At 49.0% G+C, this 16,046-nt stretch carries 17 protein-coding genes, 1 tRNA gene and 1 pseudogene; 9 read left to right on the forward strand and 10 right to left on the reverse strand.

The features are described 5' to 3' along the window. Positions 1–167: 167 nt before the first annotated feature. Complete coding sequence (gene tsaD, locus UC14_RS15545) at positions 168–1,181, reverse strand: tRNA (adenosine(37)-N6)-threonylcarbamoyltransferase complex transferase subunit TsaD (RefSeq protein ID WP_013573947.1); 1,014 nt, start codon at positions 1,179–1,181, stop codon at positions 168–170. A gap of 315 nt (positions 1,182–1,496) precedes the next feature. Between tsaD and rpsU the strand changes: the two genes are divergently transcribed. The 3 genes from rpsU to rpoD all read left to right on the forward strand — a co-directional run bounded on the left by rpsU (position 1,497) and on the right by rpoD (position 5,637). Further along, on the forward strand, positions 1,497–1,712 hold the full coding sequence (gene rpsU / locus UC14_RS15550) for a 30S ribosomal protein S21 (RefSeq protein ID WP_001144069.1): 216 nt from the start codon (positions 1,497–1,499) through the stop codon (positions 1,710–1,712). Positions 1,713–1,847: 135 nt separating this feature from the next. Beyond that, positions 1,848–3,596: a DNA primase gene (gene dnaG, locus UC14_RS15555; RefSeq protein WP_013573946.1), complete on the forward strand. Its 1,749-nt coding sequence runs from the start codon at positions 1,848–1,850 to the stop codon at positions 3,594–3,596. Positions 3,597–3,798: 202 nt separating this feature from the next. Next, positions 3,799–5,637, forward strand: coding sequence for an RNA polymerase sigma factor RpoD (rpoD, locus tag UC14_RS15560; RefSeq protein ID WP_013573945.1), 1,839 nt, complete (start codon positions 3,799–3,801; stop codon positions 5,635–5,637). 60 nt (positions 5,638–5,697) lie between these two features. Here rpoD and UC14_RS15565 read toward each other — a convergent pair whose 3' ends face one another. The 4 genes from UC14_RS15565 to mug all read right to left on the reverse strand — a co-directional run bounded on the left by UC14_RS15565 (position 5,698) and on the right by mug (position 8,155). Next, positions 5,698–6,165: a hypothetical protein gene (locus tag UC14_RS15565; RefSeq protein WP_112198019.1), complete on the reverse strand. Its 468-nt coding sequence runs from the start codon at positions 6,163–6,165 to the stop codon at positions 5,698–5,700. A gap of 33 nt (positions 6,166–6,198) precedes the next feature. Continuing rightward, positions 6,199–6,801, reverse strand: a complete 603-nt coding sequence (locus tag UC14_RS15570) for a hypothetical protein (protein ID WP_013573943.1) — start codon at positions 6,799–6,801, stop codon at positions 6,199–6,201. Between the two features lie 80 nt (positions 6,802–6,881). Next, positions 6,882–7,373, reverse strand: a complete 492-nt coding sequence (locus UC14_RS15575) for a hypothetical protein (RefSeq protein WP_041672991.1) — start codon at positions 7,371–7,373, stop codon at positions 6,882–6,884. Between the two features lie 278 nt (positions 7,374–7,651). Next, positions 7,652–8,155, reverse strand: coding sequence for a G/U mismatch-specific DNA glycosylase (mug, locus tag UC14_RS15580; protein ID WP_037034189.1), 504 nt, complete (start codon positions 8,153–8,155; stop codon positions 7,652–7,654). 142 nt (positions 8,156–8,297) lie between these two features. Here mug and UC14_RS15585 point away from each other — a divergent pair. Then, positions 8,298–8,374, forward strand: a tRNA-Ile gene (locus UC14_RS15585). A 148-nt stretch (positions 8,375–8,522) separates the two neighbouring features. Next, positions 8,523–8,852, forward strand: a complete 330-nt coding sequence (locus UC14_RS15590; RefSeq protein WP_112198020.1) for a DUF6388 family protein — start codon at positions 8,523–8,525, stop codon at positions 8,850–8,852. A 48-nt stretch (positions 8,853–8,900) separates the two neighbouring features. Here UC14_RS15590 and UC14_RS15595 read toward each other — a convergent pair whose 3' ends face one another. The 5 genes from UC14_RS15595 to UC14_RS15615 all read right to left on the reverse strand — a co-directional run bounded on the left by UC14_RS15595 (position 8,901) and on the right by UC14_RS15615 (position 11,646). After that, positions 8,901–9,140: a YodC family protein gene (locus tag UC14_RS15595; RefSeq protein ID WP_112198021.1), complete on the reverse strand. Its 240-nt coding sequence runs from the start codon at positions 9,138–9,140 to the stop codon at positions 8,901–8,903. A gap of 570 nt (positions 9,141–9,710) precedes the next feature. Continuing rightward, on the reverse strand, positions 9,711–10,040 hold the full coding sequence (locus UC14_RS15600; RefSeq protein ID WP_013573892.1) for a hypothetical protein: 330 nt from the start codon (positions 10,038–10,040) through the stop codon (positions 9,711–9,713). Then, positions 10,037–10,678, reverse strand: coding sequence for a type VI secretion system amidase effector protein Tae4 (locus UC14_RS15605; protein ID WP_112198022.1), 642 nt, complete (start codon positions 10,676–10,678; stop codon positions 10,037–10,039). The genes UC14_RS15600 and UC14_RS15605 overlap by 4 nt, the downstream gene beginning before the upstream one ends. A gap of 2 nt (positions 10,679–10,680) precedes the next feature. Beyond that, positions 10,681–11,235, reverse strand: coding sequence for a PAAR domain-containing protein (locus UC14_RS15610; protein ID WP_112198023.1), 555 nt, complete (start codon positions 11,233–11,235; stop codon positions 10,681–10,683). 45 nt (positions 11,236–11,280) lie between these two features. Next, a complete protein-coding gene (locus UC14_RS15615; protein WP_112198024.1) occupies positions 11,281–11,646 on the reverse strand; it encodes a hypothetical protein in 366 nt (121 codons plus the stop codon). 716 nt (positions 11,647–12,362) lie between these two features. Between UC14_RS15615 and UC14_RS15620 the strand changes: the two are divergent. From UC14_RS15620 to fepD, 4 genes and pseudogenes are all read left to right on the forward strand, one after another. Beyond that, positions 12,363–12,851: pseudogene (locus tag UC14_RS15620) on the forward strand (tyrosine-type recombinase/integrase); the annotation flags it as partial. A 42-nt stretch (positions 12,852–12,893) separates the two neighbouring features. After that, a complete protein-coding gene (locus tag UC14_RS15625; RefSeq protein ID WP_112198025.1) occupies positions 12,894–13,697 on the forward strand; it encodes an HNH endonuclease in 804 nt (267 codons plus the stop codon). Positions 13,698–14,076: 379 nt separating this feature from the next. Then, positions 14,077–15,045: a Fe2+-enterobactin ABC transporter substrate-binding protein gene (fepB, locus tag UC14_RS15630; RefSeq protein ID WP_014411588.1), complete on the forward strand. Its 969-nt coding sequence runs from the start codon at positions 14,077–14,079 to the stop codon at positions 15,043–15,045. Beyond that, positions 15,045–16,046, forward strand: coding sequence for a Fe(3+)-siderophore ABC transporter permease (fepD, locus tag UC14_RS15635; protein WP_112198026.1), 1,002 nt, complete (start codon positions 15,045–15,047; stop codon positions 16,044–16,046). Before fepB ends, fepD begins: the two co-directional genes overlap by 1 nt.

A 16,046-nucleotide genomic window follows, 5' to 3' on the forward strand; every position in this document is an offset into this window, starting at 1 on the left:
CTTAAACGATCGGCATTAACCTCAGGCGGGTCGTTTTTTATTGGTTTTTTTCAGCTCAGCCAGCCTGACTGAGCGGGAGCGAGACAAGGCGTCAGGAGACCTGAAAGCGCAGCATATTGAGTATGTGAGCATTTCGGGTCGACGCACCAACGCAGTCGCAGCCCCGCTCAGACTGGCGGAAGCTCCGCTAACGGCCAGCGAGGGCGAACGGTCACACCGAGATCAGGAGTTGCACCGCTTTTCAGCCGCACCATGCCTGCATACGCGATCATCGCACCGTTATCGGTACAGAATTCAGGACGCGCATAAAATACCTGACCGCCACGTTTTGCCATCACCTCAGCCAGTTTGGCGCGTAATGTGCGGTTCGCGCTGACACCACCGGCCATTACCAGCTGTTTAAAACCCGTCTGATCCAGTGCACGTTTGCATTTTATGGCCAGCGTATCCACCACCGCATCTTCAAAAGCGCGGGCAATGTCGGCATGTGTCTGCGGGTCGCTGTCATTGCCACGAATGGTATTCGCTGCGAAAGTTTTGAGGCCGGAGAAACTGAAATCCAGCCCAGGCCGGTCTGTCATCGGGCGCGGGAAGGTAAAACGTCCGGCAACGCCCTGAGAAGCCATTTTCGACAGCAACGGCCCCCCCGGATAATCAAGGCCGAGCAATTTAGCTGTTTTATCAAAGGCTTCACCGGCAGCATCATCAATGGATTCGCCGAGCAAGGTATATTCGCCAATTCCGGTGACGCTGATTAACTGCGTATGTCCGCCGGAAACCAGCAGCGCCACAAACGGGAAATCCGGCGGATTATCTTCCAGCATCGGTGCCAGCAAATGGCCTTCCATGTGATGCACCGGCACGGCAGGCACATCCCACGCAAATGCCAGAGAACGCCCGATGGTTGCGCCCACCAGCAACGCCCCGACCAGACCAGGGCCGGCGGTGTACGCCACGCCATCGATATCCTGAGCAGTCAGCCCGGCTTCTTTCAGCGCAGCCTGAATCAAGGGTACTGTTTTACGTACATGGTCACGCGATGCCAGTTCTGGCACCACACCGCCGTAATCTGCATGCAGTTTTACCTGACTATACAGTTGGTTGGCTAACAAACCGGCTTCGCTGTCATAAACTGCAATTCCGGTTTCATCGCAGGACGTTTCAATACCCAGTACTCGCATCACTCTTTCCATCATGTTTTCGCGCTAACTCGCGGCGCGCAGTTTAGCACACAAGCTTCGGCGGGTGCTGCACCGGAGTGGGAATTCCTCGCTTCGCAGGCCAATTAATGTCGAGCAATTTTGATTGATTGGTATATAATCGCCGCCCGACGCAAAACAAGCGCACAATGTTGCAGAAGGGTTGCAGAAAGCGCCTGTTTCAATTTGCCGTTATGCTTTACAAGACGACGCGAATTGGAGTAAAATTCCGCACCATTTTGAAATGTGCTGGTACAACATCAGCAAACAAACCGATTTTATCGAGGTGAGAGGCACATGCCTGTAATTAAAGTACGTGAAAACGAGCCGTTCGACGTAGCTCTGCGTCGCTTCAAGCGTTCCTGCGAAAAAGCAGGTGTTCTGGCAGAAGTTCGTCGTCGTGAATTCTATGAAAAACCGACTACCGAACGTAAACGCGCTAAAGCATCTGCAGTAAAACGCCACGCCAAGAAACTGGCTCGCGAAAACGCACGCCGCACTCGTCTGTATTAATCTTCGGGGGCAACCCCAAATCGCGTGATTTGCAATATTAAGAACGCGCAGACTGCGTAGTAGCATACGAAGGCCGTGCTTTCCGAAAGGAATGCGCGGCTTGTTCTCGTTTATAGGCTAGTGAGTAAGGGGCTTATGGCTGGGAGAATTCCGCGCGTATTTATCAATGACTTGCTGGCTCGCATCGATATCGTCGATTTGATCGACGCTCGGGTAAAGCTCAAGAAACAGGGTAAAAATTATCACGCGTGCTGCCCTTTCCACCATGAGAAAACACCCTCATTTACCGTAAATGGCGATAAGCAGTTTTATCACTGTTTCGGCTGTGGTGCCCACGGCAACGCCGTCGATTTCCTGATGAACTATGACAGGCTTGAGTTTGTCGAAAGCATTGAGGAACTGGCGACAATGCAGGGTTTGGAAGTGCCGTACGAAGCAGGCACCGGTCCGAGCCAGATGGAGCGTCATCAGCGTCAAAGCCTCTACCAGTTGATGGCACCGCTTAGCGAGTTCTATCAGCAATCACTTAAACAGGCTGCAGGGGCTCCCGCACGGGAATATCTTGCCCGGCGCGGTTTAAGTGAAGACGTCATCAGCCATTTCGCCATTGGTTTCGCCCCACCGGGTTGGGACAACGCATTAAAGCGTTTCGGTAAAAATGCCGATGATAAAGCGTCTCTGATTGATGCCGGTATGTTGGTCACCAATGACAATGGCCGCAGCTATGATCGTTTCCGCGAACGGGTGATGTTTCCTATTCGTGATAAACGTGGCCGCGTAATTGCCTTTGGCGGCAGGGTTCTCGGTGACGGTACGCCGAAATACCTGAACTCACCGGAAACCGAAATTTTCCATAAAGGCCGCCAGTTGTATGGCCTGTATGAAGCACAGTTAAAGCACCCGACGCCAGCGCGTTTGCTGGTGGTTGAAGGGTATATGGATGTCGTCGCACTGGCGCAGTTCGGCATTGATTATGCCGTTGCCTCATTGGGCACGTCCACGACCGCTGATCATATTCAGCTGATGTTCCGCAGCACAGACAACATCGTTTGCTGTTACGACGGTGACCGCGCGGGACGTGAAGCCGCATGGCGCGCACTGGAAACGGCACTGCCGTATCTTAATGATGGCCGCCAGCTGCGTTTTATGTTTTTACCCGACGGCGAAGATCCAGACACGCTGGTGCGTAAAGAAGGCAAAGAAGCGTTCGAACAACGTATGGAACAGGCGATGCCGCTGTCCACTTTCCTGTTTGATTCGCTGTTGCCGCAGGTAGATTTGAGCAGCCCTGACGGGCGGACCAAATTGAGCATGCTGGCATTGCCGCTGATCCGCCAGGTTCCCGGTGAAACGTTACGAATGTATTTGCGTCAGCAGTTAGGGAATAAGCTCGGTATTTTGGATGACAGCCAGCTGGAAAAGCTGATGCCTAAACAGGCAGAAAGTAGCAATGTCTATCAGGCGCCCCAGCTAAAACGCACAACCATGCGTATACTTATAGGGTTACTGGTACAAAATCCACAACTGGCTACACTTATACCCTCACTGCAAGGTTTGGAGCAAGCGAAGCAACCAGGACTGGATCTGTTCAGCGAGTTAGTAACCACTTGCTTAGCCCAGCCGGGGCTGACGACGGGCCAGTTACTGGAACTTTATCGCGACAATAAGTTCTACCAGCAGCTTGAAACTCTGGCGACATGGAACCACATGATCGTAGAGGACATGGTCGAGGAGGAATTTCGCGCCACGTTAGCCAGCCTGTATGACTCGATTTTAGAGCAACGGCTTGAAACTTTGATTGCAAAAGCCAGGACGCATGGCCTGAGTCCGGAGGAACGGACCGAAGTCAGTTCCCTGAATCAGGTGTTAGCGAGAAAGAGTTAACAAGTTAAATAACAAGAACATAAAAAGTAATGCGTCAGGCGTTACTACTAAAAAACGGCTTAAGTGCCGATATAAAGCGGGGCACGGCCCTGCGCAGAGCCGCCCTGGTGGGCCGCGGCACAATAAACGCCCCTAACGTTATTGTTGGCGATGTTACCCGACCGACACCAACCCAAATACTCTGAAGTGTGGATACCGTCTTATGGAGCAAAACCCGCAGTCACAGCTTAAGCTACTTGTCACCCGTGGTAAGGAGCAAGGCTATCTGACCTATGCTGAGGTCAATGACCATCTGCCGGAAGATATCGTCGATTCCGACCAGATCGAAGACATCATCCAGATGATTAACGACATGGGCATCCAGGTACTTGAAGAAGCACCGGACGCCGATGATTTGATGCTGGCCGAAAACCGCCCTGATACCGACGAAGACGCTGCAGAAGCGGCGGCGCAGGTACTTTCCAGCGTTGAATCCGAAATTGGCCGTACCACCGACCCTGTGCGTATGTATATGCGCGAAATGGGTACCGTTGAGTTGCTGACCCGTGAAGGCGAAATCGACATCGCCAAACGTATCGAAGACGGTATCAACCAGGTTCAGTGCTCCGTTGCTGAATATCCTGAAGCTATCACTTATTTGTTAGAGCAATATGACCGTGTAGAAGCTGGCGAAGTCCGCCTGTCTGACTTGATCACAGGTTTTGTTGACCCTAACGCCGAAGAAGAAATCGCACCAACTGCGACTCACGTGGGTTCTGAACTGACCACCGAAGAGCAGGATGATGATGATGAAGACGAAGATGAAGACGACGATGCTGAAGACGACAACAGCATCGACCCGGAACTGGCTCGCCAGAAGTTCACCGAACTGCGTGAACAGCATGAAGCGACGCGTCTGGTCATCAAGAAAAACGGCCGTAGCCACAAGAGCGCAGCAGAAGAAATCCTGAAGCTGTCCGATGTGTTCAAACAATTCCGTTTAGTGCCAAAACAGTTCGATTTCCTGGTTAACAGCATGCGTTCCATGATGGATCGCGTTCGTGCTCAGGAACGTCTGATCATGAAAGTGTGCGTTGAACAGTGCAAAATGCCGAAGAAAAACTTCGTCAATCTGTTCGCCGGTAACGAAACCAGCGATACCTGGTTTGATGCTGCTCTGGCAATGGGTAAACCCTGGTCTGAGAAGCTGAAAGAAGTCACCGAAGACGTACAGCGCGGCCTGATGAAGCTGCGTCAGATCGAAGAAGAAACTGGCCTGACTATCGAACAGGTAAAAGACATCAACCGTCGCATGTCTATCGGCGAAGCGAAAGCCCGTCGCGCGAAGAAAGAGATGGTTGAAGCAAACTTACGTCTGGTTATTTCGATCGCGAAGAAATACACCAACCGTGGTCTGCAGTTCCTTGACCTGATCCAGGAAGGTAACATCGGCCTGATGAAAGCCGTTGATAAGTTTGAATATCGCCGTGGTTATAAGTTCTCAACTTATGCGACCTGGTGGATCCGTCAGGCTATCACCCGCTCCATCGCCGACCAGGCGCGTACCATCCGTATCCCGGTGCATATGATTGAGACGATCAACAAACTCAACCGTATCTCCCGTCAGATGCTGCAAGAGATGGGCCGCGAGCCGACGCCGGAAGAACTGGCTGAACGTATGCTGATGCCGGAAGACAAAATCCGCAAAGTGCTGAAAATTGCGAAAGAGCCAATCTCCATGGAAACGCCAATCGGCGACGATGAAGATTCGCATCTGGGTGATTTCATCGAGGATACCACCCTCGAGCTGCCACTGGATTCTGCAACGTCTGAAAGCCTGCGTTCTGCAACACATGACGTTCTGGCTGGCCTGACCGCACGTGAAGCGAAAGTTCTGCGTATGCGTTTCGGTATCGATATGAACACTGACCACACGCTGGAAGAAGTGGGCAAACAGTTCGACGTTACCCGTGAACGTATCCGTCAGATCGAAGCGAAAGCGTTGCGTAAACTGCGCCACCCAAGCCGCTCCGAAGTGCTGCGCAGCTTCCTGGACGATTAATCGTCCTCTGGTTGTCAGTCACGAACAGAAAAGCCCCGGCAGAAATGCCGGGGCTTTTTATTACTGGTTTTCTAAACTGACATTCACCCAGGCAGTATTATCCGGTAATGGAATAAGCCCGCTGCTGACACCCGTCAGACCAAATACTTTAGACGTCGGTGAATCAGGATGGAAATCCAGGTAAAATGTTTGCGCAAAACTGAGCAATACATCTGTGCTATCTGCTGATTCACAGGCATCGATATAAACGTTACCCGTATAATCCGGCGGGAAAATACTTTTCACATTTAAATAAAGCGTATCACCATTTACATAAAAGGCTTTGGCTTTATCACCGATAACCGGCCGGTCATTATCTCCCTGAAAGGCACCATGAGAAATAATAAACAGATTTTCACTCTTTCCTAACAACCGCAACTCAGAATGAAATATTTTATAGCTCGATTTAAAAACAGACTGGTACTTTGCCATTGAAGCACTGGCAATTTGTTCCAGTTCCGGATCATCGGTACAGACGATAAGAATCATAATATTACTCCGTAAGTAAATTAAACTGATGACTCAGCCAACAGACCAGGTATTATCATTTTTCAGCTGAACATTCAGGTTGTAAGTATTCGGCGCAAACTCAAGCTGCTGCTTATTGGTAATCTGACCAATATCAAGCACCTGACCCGGCGTATAATTACCAAAAGTGATCCAATAAGTTGGATGCGGCGTGAAGGTCAGGTTGATGTTCGGCTGTGCCTGAACAACAAAGGTACCCGCCCCCGACATACCGACCCCGACAGAGGCCTGATTCAGCGGTAAACTGCTGTCGTTCGTGACATACAACGTACCGTTCTTTCCGCCGGTGGTCTGTTGTTCGAATTCAAACGCCCCCTCGGAATAGCTCAGCGTCACCTGATTATTGTTCGTCAGGCTGGCAGGAAGGGTTTGAGAGGCATCGAATTTCACACCGGGGATCAGCACACCGGTTTCATCCCAAACAAAACTGTAATCAATTCCCCAGTCAAACTGCACTTTGGTTTTTGGATGTGCCACTTTGGAGAACCACGCCAGTGACATCACTTTGGGATCGGTGATATCCGGAGAGGTTTGATAAATACAAATTGCGCCGGTATTTACAGAGTTGTTTGCTACAGTGACAGAATATTGAGTCATAATATTTACCTTTTATATTAAAATGAATGAGAAAATAATTGTGTGTAGTCTTTGCCTTCTCTTAACTTCCTCGACCTCCTTTACAGACACGCGTTACGTGATTTAATTAGCCGGATACTTCGCATCGTAATACCAAAAGTTTGTGTGAGTAGTTTTGCCGGAATATCTTCTTTCATCGCCACTTGCATTGCTGCCCGGCGAATAGCGATAAACACCCCCCAGTTGGATGGCGTATCCAGATATCCAGAAGAATCAATTTTTTTATAAATTCTGTTATATTTATTTTGCGGGATATTAATCCCGTAGATCTGATAAAACTTCTCTGCCTCTTTGGGCATGTATATTTTTCTCCCTCCATGGAGATGAATAAAATGAAATAATCCGGCGAAACCACCATGTTCAGCAAATTCCGATGCTATCCAGGGCATCACCGACATGATGCAGACGCTGTTTTTTTCACAAAAGCTGATTAATCTTGCTTCTCTTTCTGAATGCCGGAGCGGTAGTCCTGAAAATAGTTCGAACCATTCCTCCAGATTTTCCTGTCTTTCTTCGGTTTCAACATTAGCCATATCTCCTGCTCCTGAAGAATCAAACTGCCTGACTACTTTGCTGCTCACCCCGAATGAGGCGATGGAATAAGTTTTAGTTCAGTTGAGCGCATTCACACGGGGGAAGCATTCCTCTTACATTAAATATGCAAATGTATTCAGGTGGGGTTCAGAGAGTATAAAGCTGCTTTAATAGCGAAATAACTTGGTAAATCAACCAAAACCAAGACGATTATTAATAAAATAATCATCCTGGCGAGATTTTATATCAGATGGAATAATAAGAGGAGGTGACGGGATTATGCTGTGTTTTCTAATGATAAGAATAGTTCACGGTATGCGGATACCAGTTCATCCAGCGTCGCCCGGTTCAGGCCGCTTGGGTTAGGCAGCACCCAAACTTCCGTGTCACCGATTTTCAACGCCTGACGTCCCCAGTTCACCTTACTGATGCCAAACGCTTTACTGAATGCCTGTTTGCCTAAAACAGCCAGCGCACGCGGCTGATAGTATTCAATTTTTGCCGTCAACGCTGCGCCCCCTTCGCGCAACTCATCGCGAACCAGCTCCGTTGCCTCAACAGTCGGACGTTCCACCAGCATAGTGATCCCGCAATCTGTATCCAGCAAATGCTGTTCTTCTTCAGGCTTAAGTAAACGCCCGGTAAAACCCGCCTGATAGATAACCTTCCAGAAACGGTTATTGGCATTAGCGAAATGGAAACCATGATGAGCAGTGGATAAGCCAGGATTGATGCCGCAAAACACGACAGAAAGATCCCGGGCGATAATATCTGTAATCATTATTATCCCTTAAGATGTATTTACCTGAGTTATAGGTAAAAAACGCAGTGAACACAACAGACTAAAACTGTGCACAAAACGCGCATACAAACCGAAGACATATAGACCTGTAAGCAGAGTTTACCGTATAATCCCGCACCTCGGCCCTTTAGCTCAGTTGGTTAGAGCACGCGACTCATAATCGCTTGGTCGCTGGTTCAAGTCCAGCAAGGGCCACCAGATTAAACAAGGACTTACGCTAAAAACGTGAGTCCTTTGTTTTTTTGGGGATATGCCGGGGATATTTTGCACGGGCAATCATGGTGTTTTTGGTTGTTTTGCGTGCAAAGTGGCCTAGCTTATCTCTCCTATTCGCTGAGGCTGTTCAATGAAAACGTATCTCGAATGTTTCAAGGAAGTGCGCCAGCAGTTTATTGAGTCCAATCCGGGCATGGTTAGCCGTATTGAATACGAAGCAAACCAACACGCCCCTAATTTAGGACTATCTGAAAAAGAGTTTTTTGATGATGAAATTGGAAAATTGTTTATCAGCGAACTCGCGAGGCATGGTGGCGATCCAGTTCTCACGGTAATTAGAATGAGTTCGGCTGATGATGAAACTAAAAAGACTCTGCAGGCTGAGCATTACCAAACAATAGCTGACGCTCTTGGGATGCCTCTGAACGAATATCTAATAGAAAACCGTATCATTCTATAGCGGGGCTGGCGCTGGTGGCCGCAATGCGTGAACCCTGCGGCCAATACGTTAAGCACTCCGGCTATGCGTGGAGCTGGTGCCGGGAGCATCATCCGCCGCCTTTAACATCTCTTTCCTAAACTCCCCACGTTTTAAGTTCTTCCCGTCGAACCACTCCGCCACCACGTCGCCATCGTTATAGCCCATGCCCATGAATAGCCAGAATTCACTATCAGCCGCCTTTACTCCGGCAACAGTCATAAGCGGACTTCCACTTTTCAACATCACTACATCGCCAACACTAAACATGGTCACCTCTGTTAGTTAGTATTTTCAGCGCACATTCTGCGCAGAATGCGGAAGTTTTCGGATCCTGATTTACACATTTTTGCGCAGTTCTCTCTGCTACTTTCCCCAGCATTGGCGCTGCTTCCTTTGAATTCTGCGTACTAAATTGCGCAGTGCATTTTTGCGCAGTTCTGCCGCTTTCCGGTTTGCTCGAAATTAGCAAACGAATCGAGATAAATCTATACATCTTGAGAATGGGAAAACTTCGGGAAAGTACGCAAAAACTCAACAAAACTTAATATACAAAAAAGCATTCCCACCTGGATGCGGGCTATTAATAGCCTGAGAAACCGGTATGTTTAACCGCGTTTTTCCCGTCCGTCCATCCAAATTTTGGACGGACTTTGCGTACTTTTTTGCGTACTGTTTTTGCATACCTGCGTACCATTTTTCCGCGCCAATCTGGCGCCATTTATTCTGCAAAACATAGTGGAAGATGTGGGGGTAACTGATAGGCCGCAATGGTGGCAAATGTTGGATAAAACCACCAGCAAACGGTGCCCGGTGGCTGATACTTTGCAGCGTAGATGTTTAGGCCAGATAAGCGAATACCAACAGGAGGATAAACAGGACAACAAACAGTGCCAGCGAGTTACCCAACCATCGCCGCCATCGCCACCCCGCCCCAGTTCCAATAAACGTAAATATCCCCATCACGATTGGTGGCAAAAAAAATAGAACTGAAACCATCGTGATCAACTGAGGCGATCCGCAATGTTCCAAATCACGGCACCCTTTAACGAATAGTTTTAAGGGCTCCATTTTTAGGGATTTGAAAATTACATCACCAATAACGTGATAAATAATCGTCACGCCGAAACCAATAACAATTGAAAGGAATACCGTAATTATGCGTTTCATAAAATATGCCAAAAAAGAATCTCTTTTGCTTTACTGAGATCGGAATAAGTGGGCACCAGCCCCCAAAAGTCTACGGACTCTTTACCCACTGTGAACCTCATGAAATTTGTTGCCGCACCTCTTAAGCCATTATTTGGGAACCGGCTACCGTTCCATAAATCAATATGACCGCCGCTCACACTATCACCAGACTCCCCGTCCCGCGCCCAATAGCCGCCAAAGAAGATGATTCCCGTTCTGCCGCCCACCTTATCTCGCCAGCATGCGCCGGTAACGTTCTCCGGCTTGGCCGGTAGCCCGGCAAAGGGTTTCAGCGCCAGCCAGCGCGCCATCTCATCAGCGCGAGTGGCGGTGGCCTTACCGCCCAGCAGAATACGCCCAATGCTGCTTTTACCTGCCGCCGGCTTAATGACTTTCTGCGAAAAAGATTTCATTTCAATCCCTACCGCGTGAAGGGTGGCACTCAGACGGATCGCGCACTGGTTTGAATAGTCCGGATTATCATAGGGATTGCCCGTTACATAATTATCCCAAAGTTGCTCAAATCTAATCGGCGTAATTTGAACAATTTTCAGTGAGCCTGGTGTGTCATTTGTGGGTATCGTTTTGCGGCCTGCGCCGCGTATTGGCCTCGCCATGCCTATCCCTTCCCTAAGGCATCGTCGCCCACATGAATATCATATGAACCTAATCCACTGGTGGCTATGCGAGGTAACTGCCCATCCTCACCAATGGTGCCAGCAAAGTGGCGGCCATCGCGCGCCTCTATGTAATAAGGCAAACCCGCCAGCTCTCGAGCGTGGGTGGTTGGCTGCATGGTGATTTGCTCATCAAAGCTGCCAGACTCGCCAGCATAATTAATTTGGATCGGATACTTCGCATGACCCTGCGCAATTAAATCCGCCAGAGTGAGGGTATGAAACATCGCCGTTTTAGAATTAATAAGTTTCGGGGGCGGGGTGCATTTACAAATACACAAATCACCGCTCAAACCTTCCGGCTTTCCTTCATAAGTAGAATTATGCCTCGGTGTAACACACAATAAATAACCTGTTGTCCCACACGCAGGGCATGAAATTTTTTCGCCTTGTACAGCAATGGGTAAACCGTCGTAGCTTGTATTGATAGCACTACAACCGATAATTGATCCGCCCGCTGTAGTTTTATCACCTAAGACCAATACATATCTGTTCATCTAAATCCCTTAAATGAGCTGGCGCCCAGCGCCAGTGGCAAACTGTTATTTCCATGGCGCTGAGTAACCACGAACCAAAAGCCCCTCAATCCCCTCCTCAGGTACGTGGATTTCTGCTGCAATGCCGGTATCTGGTGACCACTCAATAACATCGCCGTTCTCAGCTTCACTACCAATGATCGCAGCAGGGAAACCCCGGTAAGCGAACCCATACCCGGCACCGGAGACAATGCAGGAAACCGATCCATCCGGATATACAACTTCATCCCCTACGTGCGCCAGCCGGTGCCTCCCTTCACCAAAGTAAATATGGTCTTCACGCTCTTGTACACGCACCACGCCGCCGCGCTTTGTCCTTGAACCTTCTACGGCCAATGGATGCACCGATTTAACTTTCTTTGCTTCTTCCATAGAACACATCCTGTGATTCATTGAGCATGAGAAAAAATACTACGCCTTGTAAAAAACGTGCTTACTCTCAGCGATCAAAAACTGCTGATTTTCAGATGATTATTATTAACTTCAATACCTCGGCTAGCCCCATCCGGGCAGGGTACGACCGTGCGTCGAAGTCATGTTAACGAATAGAAAATCAGACTTTCCAACAGCCTTTACAGATCGTTTTCCTTTAATCGATCGTTTTAAGTGATCAAATTCATCTCAATGATGAATTAGCCAATATTATTAAAAATGGGTATCGGATTGAGCTGCAGACCAGCGTGATGCGGTATTTCTGAAGAGGGGTGAAAACTTTTAAATTCGCGGGTGTAAAAATACGATGGAGCAGGCCGTCCGGCGGGCTGCGGGCTGTAGCGATTTGATTCCCTCTCCCTTGCCGTGCTGGTACTGCGGGGTTCATGTCTGGCATGAGGCTATCTCAACGCGGCGGCCGTGACCGCGTCCACCCGAAAACAGGTGCTGCCATTCTCTCCCACTGGCGCTTCTGCGCCGCCAGTGCCTCAGCGGCATCCGTTCGAAAGGTTAAGGCGGCTTGCTCATCCCTTGAGATGATGGCGCTGTATTTTTATGAGGTGAGTCCCCCTGCAAATCTTTTACGATTTGAGGGTCTACCTCCTCTACCTTTTCGGGTGAGCCCTTACAGGACATGGCTTACAGCGGGGTATTTTCTGACTAAAGATCAGATTGGGCAATTACTTGAAAAATGCGGACGAAAAAATAATAACGACCTCATTAGTATCGTTAAATTATGCCTATCAACCGGTGTACGCTGGTCAGAGGCAGAAGAGCTGAATAAAAGCCAGGTCACTAAATATAAAGTCACTTATACCAAAACCAAAGGTCGAAAAAATAGAACTATCCCTATAAGTGAAGCTCTTCACGACTCGTTACCAGAAGTGAAAAAAGGCAGGTTATTTAAGAGTTGCTATGGTGCATTTCGTTCCGCTCTGGAACGCACTGATATTGAGTTACCCGCCGGTCAACTAACGCATGTACTGCGCCACACATTCGCATCTCATTTCATGATGAATGGAGGTAACATTCTAGTTCTCCAACGTGTGTTAGGTCACACAGATATCAAAATGACTATGCGATATGCTCATTTTGCACCAGAACACTTAGAGGAGGCATTAAGGTTCAACCCTTTAGCACTATAAGTGAACATCAAAATAAATTTACCCCAAAAGTGAGAAATAACCATGACTGATTCTAGGAGTGCGATACCTGAAGATGTGAAAAGAGAAGTTAGAAAACAATGTAATTTTGGATGTGCTGTTTGTGGCATGCCTTTTTTTCAATATGACCACATAGAAGAGTATTCCGAAGTAAAAGAACATACAGCAGACAATTTAGTATTATTATGTCCTAACCACCACTCAGCTAAAACAACAGGCAAGTTATCCAAGGATCGAATTATTGAGGCCAAAAAAGAACCATTCAATGTGGAAAACTCGACCACATCACAATATAAAATAGAAAAATCAAAAAAAATAAATGTAAAGCTTGGTTCCAATACAATAACTGGTTGGGATCCACATGAAAACGAACGTTACCTTGCAATATGGATTAATGAGAAAGAGTTTTTCACTATTTATTCTGAGAATGATTGGTATTCAGTTTCATTAATTTTAACAGATGAAATAGGAACCATTCTTTTAAAAATAGACAGAGGGGAATTAGTAGTTTCAACTGACTCCTGGGATTATGAGTGGGTCGGTGAAAACATTAAAATTCGAGAAAAGGTCGGTAAAATAATCCTTGATTTAAATATATCTGACGTGCATGTTGAAATATCTCGAGGAATGTTTATAGACCAAAATAAGGATGGATTCATAATAAAAGATAACAATATGATAGCCATCTATGACGGAAAAGATAAAGGACACACTTACCAAGGCAATCAGACGAATGCGTCAGAGGTCGGGGGATTTGCACTATTGAATACAAAATTACATCCTGAAGTTGCTCCTCCGCGAGGATTCTCCTTTCGCTCAAGGCCTTAGAACTCGCCTAGCAAAAAAATTTTGGAATTAGTCGATGTGAAAAGCGGCGATTAAATGGCGATACAATTAGTATAGACAGGCATTTAATGGCAACCAATGGCAGCATATATCATTGTTAATTATGGTAAGTTAATGATTATACTTAGGTTAAGTTGATACTCATAATCCCCGGGTCGCTGGTTCAAGTCCAGCAAGGGCCACCAAATTTTAGTTTGAGATTCAAACGATTAAGCCACTTCATACGGAGTGGCTTTTTTGTTGCGTGAATACCTGTCTTCCCCTGACTTTTCCACGGATTGAACCTCTCTCGTCATTGACCCCATTCGCCCTGCATATAATAATGATAACCATTAACATTAAAGAATCAGGAATGGATCCAATGACAAGGGCTGGTTTTCGCCGTTTTTCAGGGATGGTTGCGCTGTTGTTATCGCTGCTTGTCGCCACGCAGGCTTTCGCAGAAGGCTGGCCACGGCAAGTTATGACCTCAAAGGGAAGCATCACATTACAACAGCCGCCGCAGCGGATTGTCTCCACCAGCGTCACCGTCACCGGCACATTGCTGGCGATTAATGCGCCGGTTATCGCCAGCGGGGCGACTGCGCCCAATAATCGGGTTTCCGATGCTCAGGGCTTTTTCCGCCAGTGGGGCGATGTCGCGAAACAACGCGGTGTGCAGCGGCTTTATATCGGTGAACCCGATGCTGAAGCCATTGCCGGTCAGGCACCGGACCTCATCATTATTGCCGCCACAGGCGGGGATTCCGCACTGAAACTCTATGATCAGCTGTCTGCCATTGCGCCAGTTATGGTGGTCAATTACGACGATAAAAGCTGGCAGGAACTCGCCACCGAATTAGGCCGGGCGACGGGTAAAGAAACCGATGCCGCCAAGGTTATCGCGCAGTTTTCAGCCCGTGAAGACAGTCTGAAAAAAGCGATACATTTGCCACCGCAGCCGGTGTCCGCGCTGGTTTATGGATCAGATGGCAAAAGCGCCAATCTGTGGACGCCCGCGTCACCGCAAGGTCAGTTGCTCCGGCAGTTAGGATTCAGCCTCGCGCCGGTTCCGCTGAATTTCGCCGCCAGTTACAGTCAGGGCAAACGCCATGACATCATCCAGCTTGCCGGTGAGAAAATGCCGGAGGCGATGAACGGCCAGACGCTGCTGTTATTTTCTGCCAGTCAGCCTGATGCACAACGGCTGCTGACCAATCCTTTTCTGGCGAAGTTACCTGCCGTGCAGGCCGGGCGCGTGTATGCCATGGGTGACGACACGTTCAGACTCGATTATTACAGCGCCAGCAACATGCTGAATCAGCTTGAAAAACTGTTCGTAACTCACTGATGTCCCGCTCAATAAAAAATCTCACAGCGCTGTTGGTTGCCTTGTTTTTGCTCTGCCTGATGATGGCGCTGAGTCTGGTGCTGGGCGAGAAATCGCTTGCGTCCGGCACCGTGATGTCAGCGCTTAACGGCCAGTGCACAGGGGCGGATTGTGTGATTGTCACCGATGCCCGTGTGCCGCGCACGCTGGCCGGTTTGCTGGCGGGGATGGCGCTCGGATTATCCGGTGCGCTGATGCAAATCCTCACCCGCAATCCGCTGGCTGATCCCGGTATTCTTGGCGTTAATGCGGGTGCGGCTTTCGCGGTGGTTATCGGTATCGCCTTTTTTGGCGCAACGGATGTCAGCCACTATTTGTGGTTCGCGTTTGCCGGTGCCTTGCTGGCAACATTGCTGGTCGCCATGATCGGCGCGCTGGGACGCGGAAAGCTGGATCCGGTACGCTTAACTCTGGCGGGCGTCGCGCTCGGCGCTGTGCTGGAAGGCATGTCTTCGGGGATTTCCCTGCTCAACCCGACCGTCTACGATCAGTTGCGATTCTGGCAGGCTGGCTCGCTGGATATCCGCAATATTACCGTGATTAAAACCATCACACCGCCGGTGACTTTTGCGGTTGCCCTGAGCTTACTGATGGCCCGCTCCCTGAATAATCTGACGATGGGCAGCGAACTGGCGACGGCGCTCGGCACCAAAATCGCGACCACGCAGTTGCTGGGATTACTGGCGATTACGTTGTTGTGCGGCAGCGCCACAGCGGCTGTCGGCCCCATCGCCTTTGTCGGCCTGATGGTGCCGCATATGGCGCGCTGGATCTGTCGTGCGGATCCGCGCTGGATGCTGCCGTGGACGCTGGTGTTAACCCCGACGCTGTTGCTGGCAGCCGATATCGCCGGGCGTTTTCTGGTTACCGGAGAATTGCGGGTTTCCGTGGTGGTCGCCTTTATCGGCGCGCCGGTGCTTATTTTCCTGGTACGCCGTCCCGGTGGATTACACAGAGGTTAA

Source organism: Rahnella sp. NRRL B-41462 (assembly GCF_003263525.1).
Lineage (GTDB): Bacteria > Pseudomonadota > Gammaproteobacteria > Enterobacterales > Enterobacteriaceae > Rahnella > Rahnella aceris.

Excerpts from the sequence above, each read along its gene's own strand:
- tsaD (WP_013573947.1), bottom strand. The coding sequence starts at position 1,181 with ATGCGAGTACTGGGTATTGAAACGTCCTGCGATGAAACCGGAATTGCA.
- rpsU (WP_001144069.1), top strand. The coding sequence starts at position 1,497 with ATGCCTGTAATTAAAGTACGTGAAAACGAGCCGTTCGACGTAGCTCTG.
- dnaG (WP_013573946.1), top strand. The coding sequence starts at position 1,848 with ATGGCTGGGAGAATTCCGCGCGTATTTATCAATGACTTGCTGGCTCGC.
- rpoD (WP_013573945.1), top strand. The coding sequence starts at position 3,799 with ATGGAGCAAAACCCGCAGTCACAGCTTAAGCTACTTGTCACCCGTGGT.
- UC14_RS15565 (WP_112198019.1), bottom strand. The coding sequence starts at position 6,165 with ATGATTCTTATCGTCTGTACCGATGATCCGGAACTGGAACAAATTGCC.
- UC14_RS15570 (WP_013573943.1), bottom strand. The coding sequence starts at position 6,801 with ATGACTCAATATTCTGTCACTGTAGCAAACAACTCTGTAAATACCGGC.
- UC14_RS15575 (WP_041672991.1), bottom strand. The coding sequence starts at position 7,373 with ATGGCTAATGTTGAAACCGAAGAAAGACAGGAAAATCTGGAGGAATGG.
- mug (WP_037034189.1), bottom strand. The coding sequence starts at position 8,155 with ATGATTACAGATATTATCGCCCGGGATCTTTCTGTCGTGTTTTGCGGC.
- UC14_RS15590 (WP_112198020.1), top strand. The coding sequence starts at position 8,523 with ATGAAAACGTATCTCGAATGTTTCAAGGAAGTGCGCCAGCAGTTTATT.
- UC14_RS15595 (WP_112198021.1), bottom strand. The coding sequence starts at position 9,140 with ATGTTTAGTGTTGGCGATGTAGTGATGTTGAAAAGTGGAAGTCCGCTT.
- UC14_RS15600 (WP_013573892.1), bottom strand. The coding sequence starts at position 10,040 with ATGAAACGCATAATTACGGTATTCCTTTCAATTGTTATTGGTTTCGGC.
- UC14_RS15605 (WP_112198022.1), bottom strand. The coding sequence starts at position 10,678 with ATGGCGAGGCCAATACGCGGCGCAGGCCGCAAAACGATACCCACAAAT.
- UC14_RS15610 (WP_112198023.1), bottom strand. The coding sequence starts at position 11,235 with ATGAACAGATATGTATTGGTCTTAGGTGATAAAACTACAGCGGGCGGA.
- UC14_RS15615 (WP_112198024.1), bottom strand. The coding sequence starts at position 11,646 with ATGGAAGAAGCAAAGAAAGTTAAATCGGTGCATCCATTGGCCGTAGAA.
- UC14_RS15625 (WP_112198025.1), top strand. The coding sequence starts at position 12,894 with ATGACTGATTCTAGGAGTGCGATACCTGAAGATGTGAAAAGAGAAGTT.
- fepB (WP_014411588.1), top strand. The coding sequence starts at position 14,077 with ATGACAAGGGCTGGTTTTCGCCGTTTTTCAGGGATGGTTGCGCTGTTG.
- fepD (WP_112198026.1), top strand. The coding sequence starts at position 15,045 with ATGTCCCGCTCAATAAAAAATCTCACAGCGCTGTTGGTTGCCTTGTTT.